This is a genomic window from Paracoccus limosus (assembly GCF_009711185.1).
Lineage (GTDB): Bacteria > Pseudomonadota > Alphaproteobacteria > Rhodobacterales > Rhodobacteraceae > Paracoccus > Paracoccus limosus.
On sequence record NZ_WMIF01000007.1, the window covers coordinates 47121 to 66172 of the forward strand.

The 19052-nt window shown below is 64.9% G+C and carries 16 protein-coding genes; 6 read left to right on the plus strand and 10 right to left on the minus strand.

The genetic code is table 11. The features are described 5' to 3' along the window. Positions 1 to 42: 42 nt before the first annotated feature. Positions 43 to 1293 (minus strand): acyl-CoA dehydrogenase family protein, encoded by a 1251-nt coding sequence (locus GL279_RS06885; RefSeq protein ID WP_155063890.1) that lies wholly within the window; start codon positions 1291 to 1293, stop codon positions 43 to 45. 247 nt (positions 1294 to 1540) lie between these two features. On the opposite strand from GL279_RS06885, the gene GL279_RS06890 reads away from it, so the two are divergent. Next, the gene (locus GL279_RS06890; protein ID WP_155063891.1) at positions 1541 to 2572 is read left to right on the plus strand and encodes an AraC-like ligand-binding domain-containing protein; all 1032 of its coding nucleotides are present in this window, start codon (positions 1541 to 1543) and stop codon (positions 2570 to 2572) included. Between the two features lie 278 nt (positions 2573 to 2850). Here GL279_RS06890 and GL279_RS06895 read toward each other — a convergent pair whose 3' ends face one another. After that, positions 2851 to 4281, minus strand: coding sequence for a helix-turn-helix domain-containing protein (locus GL279_RS06895; RefSeq protein WP_155063892.1), 1431 nt, complete (start codon positions 4279 to 4281; stop codon positions 2851 to 2853). A 132-nt stretch (positions 4282 to 4413) separates the two neighbouring features. Between GL279_RS06895 and aceB the strand changes: the two genes are divergently transcribed. Continuing rightward, positions 4414 to 6027, plus strand: coding sequence for a malate synthase A (aceB, locus tag GL279_RS06900; protein ID WP_155063893.1), 1614 nt, complete (start codon positions 4414 to 4416; stop codon positions 6025 to 6027). Positions 6028 to 6114: 87 nt separating this feature from the next. Continuing rightward, positions 6115 to 7725, plus strand: a complete 1611-nt coding sequence (locus GL279_RS06905) for an isocitrate lyase (protein WP_155063894.1) — start codon at positions 6115 to 6117, stop codon at positions 7723 to 7725. A 449-nt stretch (positions 7726 to 8174) separates the two neighbouring features. Here GL279_RS06905 and kduD read toward each other — a convergent pair whose 3' ends face one another. From kduD to GL279_RS19140, 7 genes are all read right to left on the minus strand, one after another. Continuing rightward, positions 8175 to 8930, minus strand: a complete 756-nt coding sequence (kduD, locus tag GL279_RS06910; protein ID WP_155063895.1) for a 2-dehydro-3-deoxy-D-gluconate 5-dehydrogenase KduD — start codon at positions 8928 to 8930, stop codon at positions 8175 to 8177. A 12-nt stretch (positions 8931 to 8942) separates the two neighbouring features. Continuing rightward, positions 8943 to 9914 (minus strand): ABC transporter ATP-binding protein, encoded by a 972-nt coding sequence (locus GL279_RS06915; protein WP_343039732.1) that lies wholly within the window; start codon positions 9912 to 9914, stop codon positions 8943 to 8945. A 60-nt stretch (positions 9915 to 9974) separates the two neighbouring features. Then, positions 9975 to 11030 carry a carbohydrate ABC transporter permease gene (locus GL279_RS06920; RefSeq protein ID WP_155063896.1) on the minus strand — a complete coding sequence of 352 codons (1056 nt, stop codon included), beginning with the start codon at positions 11028 to 11030 and terminating at the stop codon, positions 9975 to 9977. Then, on the minus strand, positions 11027 to 11887 hold the full coding sequence (locus GL279_RS06925) for a carbohydrate ABC transporter permease (protein ID WP_246175216.1): 861 nt from the start codon (positions 11885 to 11887) through the stop codon (positions 11027 to 11029). Before GL279_RS06925 ends, GL279_RS06920 begins: the two co-directional genes overlap by 4 nt. A gap of 129 nt (positions 11888 to 12016) precedes the next feature. Then, positions 12017 to 12346, minus strand: a complete 330-nt coding sequence (locus GL279_RS19255; protein WP_211371268.1) for a hypothetical protein — start codon at positions 12344 to 12346, stop codon at positions 12017 to 12019. Beyond that, positions 12319 to 13290, minus strand: coding sequence for an ABC transporter substrate-binding protein (locus GL279_RS06930; RefSeq protein ID WP_211371269.1), 972 nt, complete (start codon positions 13288 to 13290; stop codon positions 12319 to 12321). Before GL279_RS06930 ends, GL279_RS19255 begins: the two co-directional genes overlap by 28 nt. A 3-nt stretch (positions 13291 to 13293) precedes the next feature. Further along, positions 13294 to 13575 (minus strand): hypothetical protein, encoded by a 282-nt coding sequence (locus GL279_RS19140; RefSeq protein WP_170293933.1) that lies wholly within the window; start codon positions 13573 to 13575, stop codon positions 13294 to 13296. 96 nt (positions 13576 to 13671) lie between these two features. Between GL279_RS19140 and GL279_RS06935 the strand changes: the two genes are divergently transcribed. The 3 genes from GL279_RS06935 to GL279_RS06945 all read left to right on the plus strand — a co-directional run bounded on the left by GL279_RS06935 (position 13672) and on the right by GL279_RS06945 (position 17287). Beyond that, positions 13672 to 14682, plus strand: a complete 1011-nt coding sequence (locus tag GL279_RS06935) for a LacI family DNA-binding transcriptional regulator (protein ID WP_170293934.1) — start codon at positions 13672 to 13674, stop codon at positions 14680 to 14682. A 281-nt stretch (positions 14683 to 14963) separates the two neighbouring features. After that, positions 14964 to 17060, plus strand: a complete 2097-nt coding sequence (locus GL279_RS06940) for a carbon starvation CstA family protein (protein ID WP_155063898.1) — start codon at positions 14964 to 14966, stop codon at positions 17058 to 17060. An 11-nt stretch (positions 17061 to 17071) separates the two neighbouring features. Next, positions 17072 to 17287 (plus strand): YbdD/YjiX family protein, encoded by a 216-nt coding sequence (locus GL279_RS06945; RefSeq protein ID WP_155063899.1) that lies wholly within the window; start codon positions 17072 to 17074, stop codon positions 17285 to 17287. Between the two features lie 116 nt (positions 17288 to 17403). Here GL279_RS06945 and GL279_RS06950 read toward each other — a convergent pair whose 3' ends face one another. Then, positions 17404 to 18987: an MFS transporter gene (locus tag GL279_RS06950; protein ID WP_155063900.1), complete on the minus strand. Its 1584-nt coding sequence runs from the start codon at positions 18985 to 18987 to the stop codon at positions 17404 to 17406. Positions 18988 to 19052: the final 65 nt, after the last annotated feature.

Here is a 19052-nt window from a genome sequence, read left to right on the forward strand (position 1 = left end):
ATCCCGCCGATCAATCAGGCGCGCACCATCGGAGAGCCAGCTTCAGAACCGCGCTTCGGCAGAAGCCATCGGATCATAATCGGCTGCCTTGAACTTAGTGTGCAATTGCCGCCGGCGCACGCCCATGTTTCCACCGTCATAAAGCGGGAAACACAGCGCATCCTGCATCAGCCCCGGCAGGGGCGACAGGTCGCAATAGCTGTTCACGCCCACCAGCCGCATGGCATCGTAAACCACCTGCACGCAAAGTTCCGAGGAATAGATCTTGGTCATGATCGCCAGCTCGTCGCTTTTGGTCTCGCTGATGTCGAACTGATGACACGCCTTCCATGTAAGATAGCGCGCAGCCTCGATCCGCGTCTTGATGTCGGCCAGCATGTAGCCGGCATTCTGATGCTCGATCACCGGAACCGTGCCCGAGCGCTTGTCGGTTCTGGCGAAATCATAGGCGATGTCAAAGGCCGCACGCATGACCCCGGTGCAGGCCGCGCCGATCACCGCCGCCGTCCATGAGAACGAGGTATTGCAGATCGCCTGACCGTCACCGGGCCTGCCGATGATGTTTTCGACCGGAACCCGCACCTCGTTGAAGTGGACGCGCGGCGAGATCACCGCCCGATGGCCCATCATGTCCAGATGGCCGACCGTTTCGACGCCCGGCGTGTTGCCCGGAACAATGATGACCGCCAGAGACTCGGAGGGCGGTTTGCTCATGTCGGTCCGGCATACGACCGTCAGCAGATGGGCGCCCTTGCCATCCCAGCCGCTGCCATTGGTGATGTGATGCTTGGCGCCGTTGATCACCCATTCATCGCCTTCGCGACGTGCAAAGGTCTGCACGCCCGCAGCAGGATCGGGGCAGTCGAAATTGGCGCCGCCGCCGACTTCCGTGAAGGCAAAGCAGGCTAGCCGCTCGGCCGGGTCTGCGAGGATCTCGCCGATCCATTTGCGCTTTTGCGCATCGGTGCCGTAATGCAGGATCGGCTCAATGCCCAGCCCGGTCGCAAGCAGCGTCGTGGGGACGTTGATGTCCACCGACGCAAGCTCTTCTGCGGCCAGCGCGAAATCCAATGTGCTCATGCCCGTGCCACCGTATTCGGTCGGGAAAAGGGCATGGACGAAGCCCGCCTCGGCCATCTTGGCATAGAACGGCTTGGTCGCAAGGCAGCGGTCCTCAGGCTTTTGCAGCGGCCTGATGGTTTCGGCAACCTGGCTCAGCACGTCCCGGGCAAAGGCGCGCGCGCCTTGTTGCAGCGCGGTTTGGTCCGCGCTTGGGCGGAAATCGATCGACATTTTTATACTCCCTGAGACGGGGATCTTTGCCCCGATAACCCGAAGCCTAATCAGAGTGGCTGCGCCATACTCGGCCTGACGTGCATGACAAATCGGCCTATCGCGCAATGCGTCCGAAGCCGCTGGCCGCGCCGGTATCCGTCCGGGCCGACCCGCGGGCGGCAGATGCCCGGCCCATGGCAACGCCCTGCTGACGCGAGAACATGCATCCTCACGGCACCGCGCCGGCACGCCCAGAAAAAGATTGATGCAAACACTGGACTGTTACAATCTTGCCGATGCGCCTGTCCTGCCCCCTGCACCAACAAGGGCCGTTGCCGTGAAAACGTGGGAGACTCATTCGCTGTCGCATGAGGATCGCTTCGCCTACTGGCGCGAGGTGCTGTGCGAGGCATTCACCGCCCTGTCCACGCGCCCGTCCGAATCCGGCGACAATGGCAGCAAGGTTGTGCTGCATGAGCTGGCGGATGTGAACGCCGCCAACCTGCGCTCGTTTGCCCAGACGATCACCCGTGGCAAGAATGAGATCAGGCGCCGCGACGACACCTATTTCTTTGCCAATATGCAGGTCTCCGGCAAATGCCATGTCGAGCAGGATGGCAGATATCTGACGGCCGAGCCCGGGAACTTCTATCTGGTCGATACGACCCGGCCCTATCGCCTGGATTTCGTGGACCCGTTCCAGACCTTGTCTTTCCGCATTCCGGTATCGCTGATGTCGCCGCTGATCGGCGATCCCCGATCCGTGACCGCACGGCAGATCAGCGGCCGCGCGCCATTCGGAGAGCTTGCGATCAGCCATATGCGCGCGCTCATGCGCTGCACGCAGGATGCGTCGCCGCAAGCGTCGCTGACGCTTTCCGAAACGCTGGCGCAACTCATCGGCCTTGCGGTCTCTGATGCGACACCCGCAGATGGCGCTGGCGATGAACGCGCTCACCGAGCGTTTCAGGACGCGATCGTGCGCTATGTCGCCAAAAGAAGTCTGGACCCCAATCTTTCCGTCAAGTGTGTCGCGGCCCGTTTCCGTATCTCACCCCGCACCATCCAGTCGATTTTTGCCGAGCGGGGAACGACTTTCTCCAAGACGGTCCTCGAACAGCGGCTGAAAGGAGCAGCCAGCGCCTTGGCCCAACGTAACGCTACGGTCACGCAAGCCGCGCTCGATAACGGATTTGGGGATCTGACTTATTTCGGCAGGGCCTTCCGGGCCCGATACGGATGCACGTCAAGAGAATGGATGAAGGAACAGAAAGCGCAGTTTCCCCTGCCCAGCTGATCGCCTGGCGTTCCAGCGCCTTTCCCTAGAATTAAATAAGCGTATTCAATGAGCAGCGCTTGAACTGGCGGGCATGAGCGTAACGATTACCCGCGCCGCGCGAGCTGGATCTATACCTTCAAGTTGGGCGGCACACCGAACCGGTCAGCCGCCCCCGCCGTGCCACCATGGCCGGGGGCAAACCGGAGCGCGGTAGCGGCCTGTCCGTCCTGCCATGTGCAAAAGCCAGATGCGCGAAGGACAGCTTCGCGGGCCGGACCGACTACCGACCAAATCCCTTATCCCCGCGCCTCGAAATCAAAGATCGCCAGGCTGCGCTCGCGTTCATTCACGCGCAGGCGGCGGTTGATCGGGGCATGGGCGCGGGCTGCGCAGTCGGGGCGTTCGCACAGATAGCAGTTCAAGCCGATGTCCACCGGCACCGTCCGGTCCAGATCCACGCCGTCGGCATAGACAAGGCGCGGGGCATAGGCCACGTCGCAGCCCAATCCGATGGCGTGGCGTTGCGCCGGCTGGCCATAGGTGCCACCCGAACGCGTCACCGTCCGCGCGATCGAGAAATAGCTAGCGCCTTCGGGCATGCGGATGACCTGTGTCTGCACCCGGTCGGGCGCCTCGAAGGCGGCGTGGATGTTCCACAGCGGGCAGCTGCCGCCAAAGCGCGAGAACGGAAAGCGCCCGGCGCTGAAGCGTTTGGACATGTTCCCCGCCCGATCCACGCGCACGAAAAAGAACGGAATGCCGCGCGCCCCGTCGCGTTGCAGCGTCGACATGCGATGCGCGCATTGCTCGAAACTGGCGCCAAAGCGGTGGCCCAGCAATTCGACATCGTAGCGCGCGGATTCGCAGGCGGCCAGAAAGCGGCCATAGGGCATCATCAACGCGGCCGCGAAATAGTTGGCAAAGCTGACCCGCATCAGGGCCGCAGCGTCGTCGTGCAGCCCTGCCTCATCGACCAATGCGGCGATCAGCGGCTCTTGCTCCAGCCGGGCCAGCAGCACACCGATCTGGAAACGGCGGCTGGATTGGCTCAGCAATTCGGACAGCAATAGCTCATGCCGGTCGGGGTCAAAGCGGCGCAGCCGGTCACCCATCACCGGCGCGGGCCGGATACGCACGGCGACGCCATGGGCGGCCAGCCGTGCGGTCAGCGCCAGATGTGGCTCGGTGCGGTGCAGGTCCAGCTCGTCAGCCAAAGCCTCGGCGGCGCGGTCAAGCGGGTCGATATGGTTGCGGCGCTGATAGAACCATTGCCGCACCGCCTCGACCGGGCGCGAGGTCTGGCCCAGAACCTCGACCTTGTCGCGGTCGGTCATCGGATTGTCTTCGGCCTGGGGGCGCAAAAGCGCCTCGCGGTGGCGGTCGTGCAGCTGCAGGAACGCCTTGGCAATGCGCGGCGAAGCTTGCAGCACCGCCTCGATCTCAGTGCGCGGCACTGCGGCGTCCAGCGACGGATCCTTTAGCGCGGCGGCGAAATCAGCGGCCAGCTGCGCATCGGTCGAAGGCGCCAGCTCGCTGATGTTCAGATCATAGACCTCGGCCAGTTTCATCAGGAACCGGGCCGAGGCCGGGCGCTGGTCGGCCTCGATCAGAGTGACATAGCTGGGCGACACGCCCAGTTCGGCCGCCATCTGCGCCTGGGTCAGGCCCAGCGACTGGCGCAGCACGCGCAGACGTTGCCCGATGATCAGCTTTTCCGAACGTCCCATGTGACAAACCTTACAAATTTCGCCGATGCAGCATGACATGACGGACAGGCACACCCAATGCCTGCAAGAACATGATGCATGTGCAGCATGACATTACTAATCTGACATTACACCAGATCACAGGAGATCGCCATGCCGCTCGACCGCCCTGCACCCCTGCTTTCGCCCGTCGTCCTGCGCCATGTCGCGGGCGCCGATCATGTCCTGACGGCCGAGGCTTTGGCCTTTCTGTCGGCCTTGCAGGCGCGCTTTGGCCTGCGCCTGCACGCTCTGATGGTGGCGCGCGCCCGGCGGCAGGAACGTATCGACCGGGGCGAGCTGCCCGATTACCTGCCCCACACCCGCGAGATCCGGCAGGGCATCTGGCAGGCAGCCCCGATCCCGTCCGCGCTGGAAGATCGCCGCGTCGAGATCACCGGCCCGGTCGAGCGCAAGATGATGATCAATGCCCTGAACTCGGGCGCGCGGGTGTTCATGGCCGATTTCGAGGACGCCACCGCGCCCAGCTTTGCCAATATCATCGCGGGTCATGCCAATCTGATCGACTATCGCGATGGCACCCTGGAGCATGCGGTCGATGGAAAGCACTATCGGGTCGGCCCGAATCCCGCACTGCTGATCGTGCGCCCGCGCGGGCTGCACATGGCCGAAGCCAATGTGCTGATCGCCGGCAACCCGGTCTCGGCGGCGCTGTTCGATTTCGGTCTGTCGCTGTTTCATTGCGGGCGGGCCTTGGCCGCCACCGGGCGCGGGCCGTTCTATTACCTACCCAAGCTGGAAAGCCACGCCGAAGCGCGGTTCTGGAACGATGTGTTCCTGTTTGCGCAGGACCGCATGGGCATCGCACCCGGCACGATCAAGGCGACGGTGCTGATCGAGACCCTGCCCGCCGCCTTCGAAATAGATGAGATCATCTGGGAATTGCGCGATCACATCGCCGGGCTCAATTGCGGGCGCTGGGACTATATCTTCAGCTATATCAAGACGCTGCGCAATCATCCGGCCTATATCCTGCCCGACCGCGCACAGGTCGGGATGGAGGACGCCTTTCTGGCGACCTATGCCGCGCGGCTGGTCAAGGTCTGTCACCGGCGCGGCATCCACGCCATGGGCGGCATGTCGGCGGCAATCCCGGTCCGGGGCGACGAAACCGCCAATGCCGCAGCCTTTGCCCGCGTCCGCGCCGACAAGCAGCGCGAGGTCGGCATGGGCTTTGACGGCGCCTGGGTCGCGCATCCCGATCTGGTGCCGGTCGCGAAAGCTGTCTTTGACGCCGAAATGACGGGCCCGAACCAGATCCGCAAACCGCGTCAGGAATGGCGGATCGAACCCGCGATGCTGCTGAAGCCGCATCAGGGCCGGATCACCGAAGCGGGCGTGCGGCTGAACATCGAGGTCGCGGTCGAATATCTGGCGCATTGGCTGCAAGGGCGCGGCGCGGTGCCGATCCACAACATGATGGAGGACGCGGCCACCGCCGAGATCAGCCGGGCGCAACTCTGGCAATGGATCCGCCACGGCGCCGAGGTCGAAACCGCGACCGGCCCGCGAACTCTGACCGTCGCATGGCTGGGTGAACTGATGCAGGCCGAGATCGTGCGCATCCTCGACCGGCTGGGTCCAACCGGCTTTCACCGCGGCCATTACGCCAGCGCCGCCCGCATCGTGCAAAACGCGGCCACGGCCGAGATCCTGCCCGATTTCATCACCTTGCCCGCCTATGCGGTGCTGAACGCGCTGGACTGATCCGCATGGACGAAATCCGCACGCTGTCCCCCTTTGGCGGCCCCTGTGGCCCAATCGAAACCCCCCATCCCGACGAAAGGAAAACCCATGTCGAACCGCAAGACTTTTTCGGAAATCCATGCCGAGTTGATGTCGCGCTACCCCTCCGGTCAGACGCCCGGTGGCGTTTCGGTCGATGATATCGCGCAGCTTCGGCTGCAAAACACCTATGACACGCATCTGGACATCGCCCGCGAGACGGCCGGCGTCATGCGCGCCGACATGGCGGCCTATGATGCCGATCCGTCGAAATTCACCCAAAGCCTTGGTTGCTGGTCGGGTTTTCACGCCCAGCAAATGATCAAGGCGGTCAAGCGCCTGCGCGGCACGGCCAAGGGCACCTACATCTATCTGTCGGGCTGGATGGTCGCCGGTCTGCGCAATCGCTGGGGCCATCTGCCCGACCAGTCGATGCATGAAAAGACCGCCGTCGCCGATCTGATCCAGGAAATCTATGTCTCGCTGCGGCAGGCCGATGAGGTGGCGATCAATGATCTGTTCAAGGACCTGAAGGCCGCAACCACCGAGGATCAGCGCGCCCGCGCCATTGCCGCCATCGACAGTTTCGAAAGCCATGTCGTGCCGATCATCGCCGATATCGATGCCGGTTTCGGCAATGAACATGCCACCTATCTGCTGGCCAAAGAGCTGATCAAGGCGGGCGCCTGCGCGCTGCAGATTGAAAATCAGGTCTCGGACGCCAAGCAATGCGGCCATCAGGACGGCAAGGTCACCGTCCCGCGCGAGGATTTCATCGAAAAGCTGCGCGCCTGCCGTCTGGCGTTCGAGGAACTGGGGGTCGATCAGGGCGTGATCGTGGCGCGCACCGACAGCCTTGGTGCGGGGCTGACGCAAAAGGTGCCGGTCAGCCAGCAGCCGGGCGATCTGGCCAGCGAGTATATCAAATGGCTGAAAACCGAGCAGATCACCGAAGACAACCCCATCCGCGAGGGGGAACTGGCGATCTATCAGGGCGGCGAATTCGTGAAACCCGCGCGGCTGCCCAACGGCCTGTTCCCGTTCCGCGAGGGCACCGGCCGGCAGCGCGTGATCGAGGATTGCATCGCCAGCCTGAACGACGGCGGGGCGGACCTGCTCTGGATCGAAACCGACACCCCGAATGTCGATGAGATCGCCGGCATGGTCGCCGAGATCCGCAAGGCAGCCCCCAAAGCCAAGCTGACCTATAACAATTCGCCCAGCTTCAACTGGACGCTGAACCTGCGCAAACAGGTCCGCGCGCAGTGGCTGGCCGAGGGGCGGATCAAGCCCGCCGACTTTCCAGACGGGAATGAGTTGATGCGTGCCGATTACGACGCGACCGATCTGGGCCACGAGGCAGACGCCCGTCTGCAACGCTTCCAGACCGATATCGCGGCGCGCGCGGGAGTGTTCCACAACCTGATCACGTTGCCGACGTTCCATCTGACCGCGAAATCGGTCGACGAGCTGTCGCGCGGCTACTTCGGCGAGGACAAGATGCTGGCCTATGTCAAAACCGTGCAGCGCGAAGAAATCCGGCGCGGCATCAGCGCGGTCAAGCACCAGCACGAGGTCGGCTCGGATCTGGGCGATACGTTCAAGGAAATGGTTGCCGGGGATCGCGCGCTGAAGGCGGGTGGTCACGCCAATACCATGAACCAGTTCGCCGCCGAGTAAGCAGCAAAGGGCCGAAAGGATTCGGCAAATCCCGGCCCCTCGCGCGCCGCCCCTGACCACACCGTCTCGGGCGCGCGCACCCTGCGGACTGGTCGAGACCATAAGGACGATGGCCAGCGGCAGAGCCGCAGACAAGAGGGGAAGCTGGGCGGCCTCTGGATTCGGACGACAAGCGGCACCCCTCTGGAGCGGCAACAGACTGATCCGGTAGGACTATGGCCGCGCCCAGCCTGAACAGGGCCCGGCTTTGAGGCCGGGCCGTTGCGACATTCGCCGGCAGCATCGGCGTCCGGCAGTTGCAGCGCCTTTCGCCGGCTCCTGCATCAGCGTCGGCTGAAACTGGCGCAAGAGATCATCACCTCGGCGCCGCAGCCGCTGCGCATTTCCGAAGGCGCCCATCGCTGCGGCTTCGGCGCCCCGAACTGGTTCTCACGTGCCAACTGCCGCCATCAGCGTGCGAGCCAACCCCCGTCGACCGGCAGCACGACACCATCAACGTAATCCGAGGCCCTTGAGGCCAGAAACACCGCCGCCCCACCCAGATCACCGGGCTTGCCCCAGCGCCCTGCCGGGATGCGCTCCAGAATCTGAGTGCGGCGCGTTTCGTCCTGATGCAGAGCCTCGGTGTTGTTGGTCTCGATATAGCCCGGCGCGATGGCGTTGACGTTCACGCCCTTGGCCGCCCATTCGCAGGCCAGAAGCCGGGTCAGCCCGGCCACGCCGCTTTTCGCCGCCGTATAGGCCGGGATGCGGATGCCGCCCTGAAAGGACAGGAGCGAGGCGGTGTTGATGATCTTGCCCGAGCCCTGCGCGATCATATGCCGGCCCGCCGCCTGCGACAGAAAGAACAGCGATTTCAGATTGGTGCCGATCACCGCATCCCAATCCTCCTCGGTATAATCGACGGAATCGGCGCGCCGGATAATGCCGGCATTGTTCACGAGGATATCGAGCCCGCCCAGCGTCACCACCGTCTCGTCCACCACCGATTGCAGCGGCGCGGTGCTGGACAGATCGGCGCGGATTTCATGCACCTGTCCCGGCCCGTGCAGCCGGGCGCGGGTTTCGTCCATCGCCGAACGGCCGACCAGCGCCAGATGCGCGCCTGCGGCCGCCAGCGCCACGGCCAGCGCCTGCCCGATCCCGGTATTGGCGCCGGTGACCAGCGCCACACGGCCGGTCAGGTCAAAGGGATGTGTCGTCATGGCCTGCTCCTGTCAAAAGTCGATGCGCACGCCTTCGGCGTCGAAGACATGCAGCTTGCCCGGTTCGGCGGTGAAATGCAGCAACTCGCCCGGATGCGCGGGCAACTGGCCTGCGCGGGTCACGATCATCTTGGTGCCGCTGGCCAGATGGCCGTGGATCACGGTTTCCGTGCCAAGCGCCTCGGCCAGATCGACGGTCAGCGCCATGCCGCTTTCGGCCGGACGCAGGTTCTGGGGGCGGATCCCCACCATCTCGGCCGCCGCCGGCAGCGCCGAGGCGGGCAGCAGCGCCGCCGCTTCGTCGATGCTGAGAAAGTTCATGCGGGGCGCGCCGATGAAGCCGGCGACAAAGCGGTTGGCGGGTCGGTTGAACAGCTCCATCGGCGTCGCGACCTGTTCGATCTGACCGCCGCGCAGCACCACGATGCGATCGGCCAGTGTCATCGCCTCGACCTGATCATGGGTCACATAGATCATCGTGGCCTTCAGCCGGGCATGCAGCGCCGCCAGTTCCGCCCGCATCGAGACGCGCAGCTCGGCGTCAAGGTTCGACAGCGGCTCGTCCAGCAGAAAGGCGGTCGGGTCACGCACGATGGCCCGGCCGATGGCGACACGCTGACGCTGCCCGCCTGAAAGCTGCGCCGGGCGCCGGTCCATCAGATGACCGATCTCCAGCATCCGCGCGGCCTCGGCGATGCGGCTGGCAATCTCGGCCTTGGGCATCTTGTTGTTCTGCAAGCCAAAGGCCAGATTGTCGCGCACCGTCATATGCGGGTAAAGCGCATAGGACTGGAACACCATGGCCGGCCCCCGATCGGCGGCGCCCACGGTCGTCACATCGCGGCCGTCGATCTCGATCCGGCCCGAACTGGGCCGGTCCAGACCCGAGATCTGGCGCAGCAGCGTGGACTTGCCGCATCCCGAGGGGCCAACGAAGACCGCGAATTCGCCCTCGTTGATCTCAAGGTCGATCCCCTTGAGCACGCAGCCCGCCAAAGGACTTGCGGATGTCTTGCAGCCTGATGTGGCCCATGGGGCGCCTCCCTATTTCAGTCCGGTTCCGGCGATTCCAGCCGTGGTGAATCGCTGCAGGAAGATGAAGACGATCAGCACCGGGATGATCGACACGACGGTCATGGCCAGAATGAACTGCCATTGCACGTTCAGCTTTCCGGCGAATGTGTTCAGACCGATCTGCAGCGTGAAGAGCTCTTTGCGGCTCAGCACGATCAGCGGCCAAAGAAAGTCGTTCCAGCGCCAGACCACCGAAAAGATCGCCAGAACCGCCAGCGCCGGCGCCGTCAGCGGCAGCACGATGCGCCAATAGATCTGCCATTCGCTGGCCTTGTCCATGCGCGCAGCCTCAAGCAGCTCGTCCAGGATCGTCAGCATGTATTGGCGCAGCATGAACACCCCGGTCGGCGTCGCCACCGTGGGCAGGATCACGCCCCAGAGATTGTTGAGCAACCCCAGCCACGAGACCACCGAGTAAAGCGGCACGAGGTTCACCGACAGCGGGATCATCAGCGTCGCCACGATGATCAGCATGACCGAGTTGCGGCCGCGGAATTCGTATTTCGACAGCGCAAAGGCGGCCATGGAATTGGTGATCAGCGTGATCAGCGTCGCCGCCACCGTGACAAAGACCGAGTTCCACAGATAGCGGCCAAAGTCGAATTCCTTCAGCGGCTTGGTATAGTTTTCGGTGGCGAATGCCATTTCGCGCAGCGGCTTGCGGGCGTCGATATTGACCTTCAGCACCTGATCGGGCGCCTCGGGGCGGACCATGTTGGCCATGATGCCGATGCGGTTCAGTTCCGCCATGACGGCGGTGCCACCCTCGGGCAGATCGACGGTAAAGAGCGGCAGCTGTTTCGGTCCGCCCTTGGTTTCGACCAGCGCGGTCTGGCTGGCATAGGGCAGGATCGAGAGCGGGAATTCGGCCAGCTGCGCCGGGGTCTTGAAGGATGACAGCAGCAGCCACAGCGCCGGACCAAAGATCACCACCAGACCGGCGGCCAGCCAGACCCAGGTGACGATGTCGGTCCAGTGCCAGCCCTTGCCACCCCGCCGGCGGGCCAGAAACGGGATCAGTCTCATTTGCGGTCCCTCCAGCGGGTCAGGCCCAGTTGCACCAGCGTCAGCACCACCAGCACACCCCCCATCAGCAGCGAGGCGGCCGAGGCCACGCCGGGATTGCGCAGAACCGAGGCAAAGCCGGTTTCATAGATGTATTGCGTCAGATACATCGTCGAGGTGCCGGGACCGCCGCCGGTCAGCACATAAACCTCGTCAAAGACCTGCACGGCGCGGATCAACGCCAGCACGATCACCACCAGCAGGTTCGGCCACAAAAGCGGCAGGGTGATGCGGCGAAAGACCCGGGCGGGCGAGGTGCGATCCAATTCGGCCGCCTCGTAGATATCGCGCGGAATGGCCTGCAACCCGGCCAGCAGGATCAGCGCGTAAAAGCCCACATGCGCCCAGACCGATACCCCGACCGAGGCAAAGAATGCCCAGGCGCGGTCATTGAGCCAATTGACCGGATCGGCGCCGAACTGAAACAGCACATAGTTCAGCAGGCCCTGCCGCTGGAATATCCATTTCCAGATCAGCCCGACCACGACCGGCGACAGCAGCACCGGAAAGAAGAACACGGCCCGCCAGAAACCGCGCGCGCGGATCTTGCTGTTCAGGATCAGCGCCGTCGCCATGGCGACGATGACCAGCACCACCACCTGCAACAGCACGAAGCGCACCGTGTTCCAGACCGCGACCCAGAACAGGTCGTCGCGGCAGGTCGCCGGAGTCAGGTGATCAGCGCAGCTGAGCAGCCGGCCAAAGTTGTCGCCACCGACATAGCTGCGTGCGGGCAGGAACAGATCGGTGCCGCCGGTCGTCGAATAGGCGATGTTGATGCCCAGGGGCACGATGACGAACAGCGTAAAGACCAGCATGTTCGGCAGCAGGAAAACCGCCCTTTCCCGTCAGGCGCTGCCACAGGCGCATCGGCACATCCAGCAGGTTTGCCAGCGCGCCAAGCGGCGGGGTGACGACCGCGCCGATGGACCGGGTGTGCGGCCCGGTCATTGCCCGGCCTGCGCGACCTGCTCGGCAATGTCGCTGTCCATGCGGGCGAATGCCTCGTCCAGCGACAGCTCACCCGCCATGGCCTGCCCGGTGCGCGTGACCAGCGCCGTGTAATAGGCGGCGGACCATTTCCACGCCGGCAGCCGGTTCGCCTCGGGGGTCAGGTTCTTGACGTCACCGTTGAAGACCGCCAGCGCCGCCTGCACCTGCGGATCATCCGAGCGGTATTTCAGATCGCCCGCCGCGCGCAGCGTCGCGTTCGAGGGGATAAACAGCGTCCTTTCGGTGAATTCCCGCATCACCGGCTCGGAGGCCAGATAGTCCATGACCTGGCCACCGCTTCGGGATGCCGGGTGTATTTCACCGCCACCAGCCCGGCGCCACCGGGCATGCCGCTGCAGGATTTGCTGCCGCAGGGGTTGCCGACCGCGACCCAGTCGAAATTGTCGCCGATCTTGCCCGACAGGTTCGAAACCTGCCAGCTTCCAGAAAAATACAGCGGAATCTGGGCGTTGATGAAATCCTCGGAGGCGGTGCGATACGAGGCGCCGGCCGCGCTGACCCAGACATCTTTCAGGTTCTGGCCACCCTCGGTCCAGCCGACCAGCTTGCCGATAAAGGTCTTGACCCCCGCGTCCACCGGCGCGGGCGAGCCATCGCTGGCGATGTAATTGGCGCCGTAATTGATATTGGGCCCGGTCAGCCGGTGCCCCGAGCGGTCCAGCGAAAAGGCCGCAGGCAATTGCTGGCTTTGCGCGACCAGGCTTGCGGCCTCGACCCATTGATCCCAGGTCGCGCCGGCACCGGGCAGCGCCACGCCGCCCTGTTCGAACAGGGTCTTGTTGGCAAAGGCGCCGGTCAGGGTGATCTGGGTCATGAAGCCGGTGATCGCATTCGATCCGTCCGGCCGCAGCCAATCCGCCTGCGCGCCATAGTTCTGTTCCCAATAGGCCTTGTCGGCCAGATAGGGCGTCAAGTCCAGCCAGTGCTGCGACAGCGCCTTGAGGTTGGTGGTCCGGGCAATATCGGGGCCCTTGCCGGCCTCAAGCGCGATCGGCAGCTGCTCGGTCCCGACCTGATACGAGACATTGTCCAGAACCACCTTGATATCCGGGTTCTGCTGTTCGAACTGCTTGAGCAATTCGGCCATGACCTGATTTTCGTTGCCGTCGGAATACCACATGATGCGGACTTCGTCGGCAGCCAGCGCGGCCGAGGCGGCCAGCATCGCCGCAGCGGCAACACCAGCGCACAATTGGGCTCGTTTCAACAGTCACTCCTCCCGTTTCTGGCGCAGAACCGGCCCTCCCCGGCCGGCGACGCGCGTGATCGTCAACTTGCCGGGCGCACCCGCTCTCCTTGCAAACTCCAGTCCATCGGGCAGAAAGCGAACCGGGCCATAATCCGGGTCGGCAACCGTCAGGCTGCCATCGGCCCCGGCCACCGCCTGCAACGGATGGGCGGCCTCGAAGGCCGCCGCGTCATCGCCGCTGCCCAGCCGCACCAGCCATTGCCCGGTTATCCGGGCACTTGCAGATGGAATCACGGTGTTCATCCTCTCTCACCCTGCAACAAATCCGCATATCTGCAATTTATATTGCGTTATGTAATATTATTGCACACCCTACCCCCAGCCAAAGCCGGAGGAGCCATGTCCCGCAAGCGACCGACCATCGCCGACATCGCGCAGAACCTTGATCTTTCGACCGCAACCGTGTCGCGGGCGCTCAGCGGGCGCGGCTATGTGCGTGACGATGTCGCCCTGCGCATCCGGACCCGGGCCCGCGAGATGGGCTATCCGGTGCACGACCAACCCGGCGGCTCGCGCGTGCTGGTCGTCGCCTCGCATGCCGCGCTGCTGGATCTGCAGCGCAGCCAGTTCACGCTGCATGTTCTGGAGGGGCTGCGCGAACGCGCCGCCGCACTGGCGATTGAGGTCGATGTGCATGGCTATTCCGGCCCCGACGAAATCCCCGCTGTGGCGCAGCGCCAGTCCGAGGCGCTGATCGGGATCATCCTGATGACCGTCGACGATGCGACGATCAGCGTGGCGCGGTCGCTGCCCTGCCCGGTCGTGCTGTTGAACGACGACGATCCCTTGATGCAGATCGACTCGGTCGCGCCCTGCAACCGCTCGGCGGCGGCCCTTGCGGCGGCGCATCTGACGGCACAGGGGCACCAGCGGATCCTCTTTCTGACCAAGCCCGGCCGGCGCACCATTGCCCGCCGGCTTGAGGGCATGCGCGACGTTCTGGGCGCGGGCTTTGGCCCCGCACAGGTGCTTGAGGTCGAGGACTGGACCGCCGAGGCCGCGCGCAACCGCGTCGCCGCGGCATTGCGTGACGGGCCGGCCTTTACCGCGATCATCGCCGCCGCCGACATCCTTGCGGCGGGCGCCATCGTCGCGATTCAGGAAAGCGGCGCCTCGGTGCCACGCGACATCTCGGTCATCGGCATCGACGGCTTGCCGCAGGGCGAGCTGACCTCACCCGCCCTGACCACCATCGCCATTCCGATGCGCCGGATCGGGGCCGAGGCGCTGGCTCTGGTGCAGGACAGCGCCCGCAGCCGCCTGCATGACCAGTTCTATGTGCCGCGCAAGCTGGAACTGGGGTGCCGGCTGATCGAACGCGCCTCGACCGGCGCACCGCTGTCGCGCTGACGCACAGGCCGCCCGACGGATGAACGGAGGGCGCCTGCCTCCATGCGCCGGGCGACCGCCCCCTCCTCTGCCCGGCCTACAGGCGCGGACAACCCGTGCGGGAAACACCTTGCCACTGTGCCGGACAGGTGCTCATAGTCGCTTAACAGGCTTATCCTCGGGGCATGCACCCTAGCTTGCAGCCCGCGAACATGGCCGGACCAAGCGCCCGGACGAGGGTCCGGGTCTGGCGCGCAGGAACACGCCGGCTGATGCAAGCCGGCCTGCAAGGGGGGACTGAAATGGTCGATACATCGGCGCCACGGCGCAAACCCTGGGACCACTGGCTGGTCTGGGCGATACTGGCGGCGCTGGCCGCCATCGGGCTTGCGCAGGTTTCGATCGCGCGGGGCGAGCATGTGAACGCGCTCTGGATGGTCGTGGCCTCGGTCTCGATCTATCTGATCGCCTATCGCTATTACAGCCTGTTCATCGCCCGCCGGGTCATGCAGCTGGACGCGTCCCGGCCCACGCCGGCGCATCGCTTCAATGACGGGCTGGACTATGTGCCAACGAACCGGCACGTGCTGTTCGGCCACCATTTCGCCGCCATCGCCGGCGCCGGTCCTTTGGTCGGGCCGGTGCTGGCCGCGCAGATGGGCTATCTGCCGGGCATGCTGTGGATCCTTGCCGGGGTCGTTCTGGCGGGCGCGGTGCAGGATTTCATGGTGCTCTTCGTTTCGATGCGGCGCGACGGGCGATCGCTGGGCGAGTTGGTGCGTTCGGAACTGGGGCCGATCCCCGGCCTGATCGCGCTGATCGGCACCTTCCTGATCATGATCATCATTCTGGCGGTGCTGGCGCTGATCGTCGTGAAGGCGCTGGCCGACAGCCCGTGGGGCATGTTCACCGTATCGATGACCATCCCGATTGCCGTCATCATGGGCATCTACATGCGCTACATCCGCCCCGGCGCGGTGGCCGAGGCCTCGATCGGTGGCTTCATTGCGCTGATGCTGGCCATCGTCTTTGGCGCCAATGTGGCGGCTAGCCCGGTCTGGGGGCCGATGTTCACCTTTACCCCGACGCAGCTGTGCTGGCTGCTGATCGGCTATGGCTTCGTCGCGGCGACGCTGCCGGTCTGGCTGATCCTTGCGCCGCGCGACTATCTGTCCACCTTCCTCAAGATCGGGGCCATCGCGGCGCTGGCGCTTGGCATCGTGCTGGTGGCGCCGGATCTGAAGATGCCCGCGGTCACCCGGTTCATCGACGGCACCGGCCCGGTCTGGTCGGGCAACCTGTTCCCGTTCCTGTTCATCACCATCGCCTGCGGCGCGGTGTCGGGCTTTCATGCGCTGATCTCGTCGGGGACCACGCCCAAGCTGATCGACAATGAGTGCGACGCCCGCTTCATCGGCTTTGGCGGCATGCTGATGGAAAGCTTTGTCGCCATGATGGCGCTGGTCGCGGCCTCGATCATCGATCCGGGCGTCTATTTCACCATGAACAGCCCGGCGGCGCTGATCGGCACCACGGCGGAAACCGCAGCCGCGCAGGTCACCGCATGGGGCTTTCCGATCACGCCCGAGCTGATCCACGAAACGGCGGCGGACGTGGGCGAGACCACGATCATCTCACGCGCGGGCGGGGCGCCGACGCTGGCGGTCGGCATGGCGCATATCTTTTCGAACCTGATCGGCGGCAAGGCGATGATGGCCTTCTGGTATCATTTCGCCATCCTGTTCGAGGCGCTGTTCATCCTGACCGCCGTCGACGCGGGCACCCGTGCCGGGCGCTTCATGTTGCAGGATCTGATGGGCGTCTTCATGCCCAGGATGCGCGAGACCTCATCGCTGACGGGCAACCTGGTCGCCACCGGGCTTTGCGTCGCGGCATGGGGATTTTTCCTGTATCAGGGCGTCACTGACCCGCTGGGCGGGGTGAACACGCTTTGGCCGCTGTTCGGCATCGCCAACCAGATGCTGGCGGCGATCGCGCTGATGCTGTGCACAGTCGTGCTCTTCAAGATGAAGCGGGAACGCTATGCCTTTGTCACCATGGTGCCGGCGACGCTCTTGGTGATCGTCACGCTGACGGCGGGCCTGCTGAAGGTGTTCTCGGGCAATCCCAAGGTGGGCTTTCTGGCGCATGCCACGCGCTATCGCGAGGCGGCCGCCAATGGCGAGGTGCTGGCCCCGGCCAAGAACATCGGCCAGATGGGCCAGATCGTCTTCAACGACATGGTGGATGCGACGATGGCCTTTGTCTTTGTCGCGCTGGTGATCAGCATGATCTACTTCAGCGTGCAGGCCTGTCTTCGGGCCTATCGCGCCCGCAACTGGACCGCGCGCGAACTGCCCGAAGAGCGTAACGGCCCGCCTTTGGCCCCGGCCGAATAAGGAGCAGCACCATGACGACAAGCCTGAAAGACACGCTGTTGGGCTGCCGTAAGCGCCTGCGTGAAGGCGCCCGGCTGATGATTGGCGTGCCCGATTACGACACCTATGTCGCCCATATGCGCGAGGCGCATCCGGGCCATCCGGTGATGAGCTATGCCGAATTCTTTCGCGAGCGGCAGTCGGCCCGCTATGGCGAGGGCTCGACCCGCGGCTTTCGCTGCTGCTGAGGCAGGGGCGCGATGAACGGGGGCTGCGCGGACCATGGGCCGGCGCAGCCCTTTTTCATGCGGGTGGCAGGGCACGCGGGCCCGCTGCATCTCCGGAAAGAAATCAGACCGACCCGTCAGACCGGCTTGAGCAGGTGTCGCACGACGGGCGCTACATCGCCCAGATGAAAGGCGCGTAACGTGTCCTGATCCTGCTGGTCGGCATGGGTCACACGGGCGTGCTGGCGCTGATGTTCAAGCCAGCTTTCGACGATAAAGGCCTCGGTCACCCGGCCGGGTTCGGCCACGTCTTCCCAGACATCCCAGCGGATGGCGCCGTCGCGATAGCGGGTGGCGCGGAACCGCAGCAGGGCGGCGGTGAACTCGGCCAGACGGGCGGGGTCGATGCGGTATTCGATCTCGATCAGCACCGGGCCGCGATCGCCTTCGGGCGGGACGGCAACGACCGGCTCGGCCCAATGGTTCGAGGGCGCAAGGTCGATGGTCGAATCCTTGGGCAATTGCCAGCGCAGCGCCAGCACGACCAAGGCGAGCAGCCCCGCCGCCGCCGCCGTCAGCGCCGTGGCCACGCCGCTGCGGCTGGCCAGCGTCCCCCAAAGGATGCTGCCGCCGGTCATCGCGCCCTGAAACACCAGCAGATAGACCGCCAGCGCCCGCGCCTTGACCCAGCCCGGCGAGGCCATTTGCGCCGCGACATTCAACGAGGTCAGCATGCCGATCCACGCCAGCCCCGCCGCAAACATCACCGCCCCCGCGATCCATGCGTTCGGGACCAGCGCCAGAGCCAGCGTCGCCGCCGCAAACAGCACCGTCGCCGCGATCGAGACCGTGTTCGAGGCCACCTTCTTGCGCAGGCGCTTCAACAGCACCGCCCCGACGACGGCGCCCGTGCCCATGCAGCCCAGCAGCGCGCCATAGCCGGCGGCATCCAGACCCAGCCCGCGCCGCCCGACCAGTGGCAGCATGGCCCAAAGCGCGCTGCCGAACAGGAAAAAGCCCAGCGTGCGCACCAGCACCAGCCGCATCGCCGGCGAATGGCGGGCATAACGGTAGCCGGCCTTCAGCGCGCCAAAGAAATGCTCGGGCGGCAGCGCATTCTCGCCGGGGGCGCGTTTCCAGTTGTAAAGCACCGCCAGCACCGCAAGGACCGAAAGCGCGTTCAGCGCAAACACCGCCGGGATCCCGGCCAGCGCGACGATCACCCCGCCAAGCGCCGGGCCGATGGCGCGCGAGATATTGACCCCAAGGCTGTTCAGCGCCACGGCATCGGGCAGCGCGGTCTTGTCGACCAGCTCGGGCACGATGGCCTGAAAGACCGGGGCCGACAGCGCGGCGGCAATGCCCAGCACAAAGGTCACGGCCAGCAGCACCCATGGCGTCGTCAGTCCCCAGACCGTCAGCAGCGCCAGCACGGCCGCCGCCGACAGGCCCAGAAGTTGCGCCGCCAGCAGCATCTTGCGGCGGTCGACGATATCGGCCAGCGCCCCCGCCGGCAGCGCCAGCAGGAACATCGGCCCGGTGGTCGCCGCCTGCACCAGCGCCACCAGCAGCGGGCTTGGCGACAGCGAGGTCATCAGCCAGCCCGCGCCGACATCATGCATCCATGTGCCGATGTTGGATATGATCGTGGCGATCCACAGCGCCCGAAAGACGGGAAAGCCCAGCGGGCCCTGGGCAGGATTGGTCCGGGTCTCGGTCATCTCGGCTCCTTCCAAATGGCGGGAAACGGGGGCGGCGGACGCCCCCGCCGGGAAAGCGCGGCCCG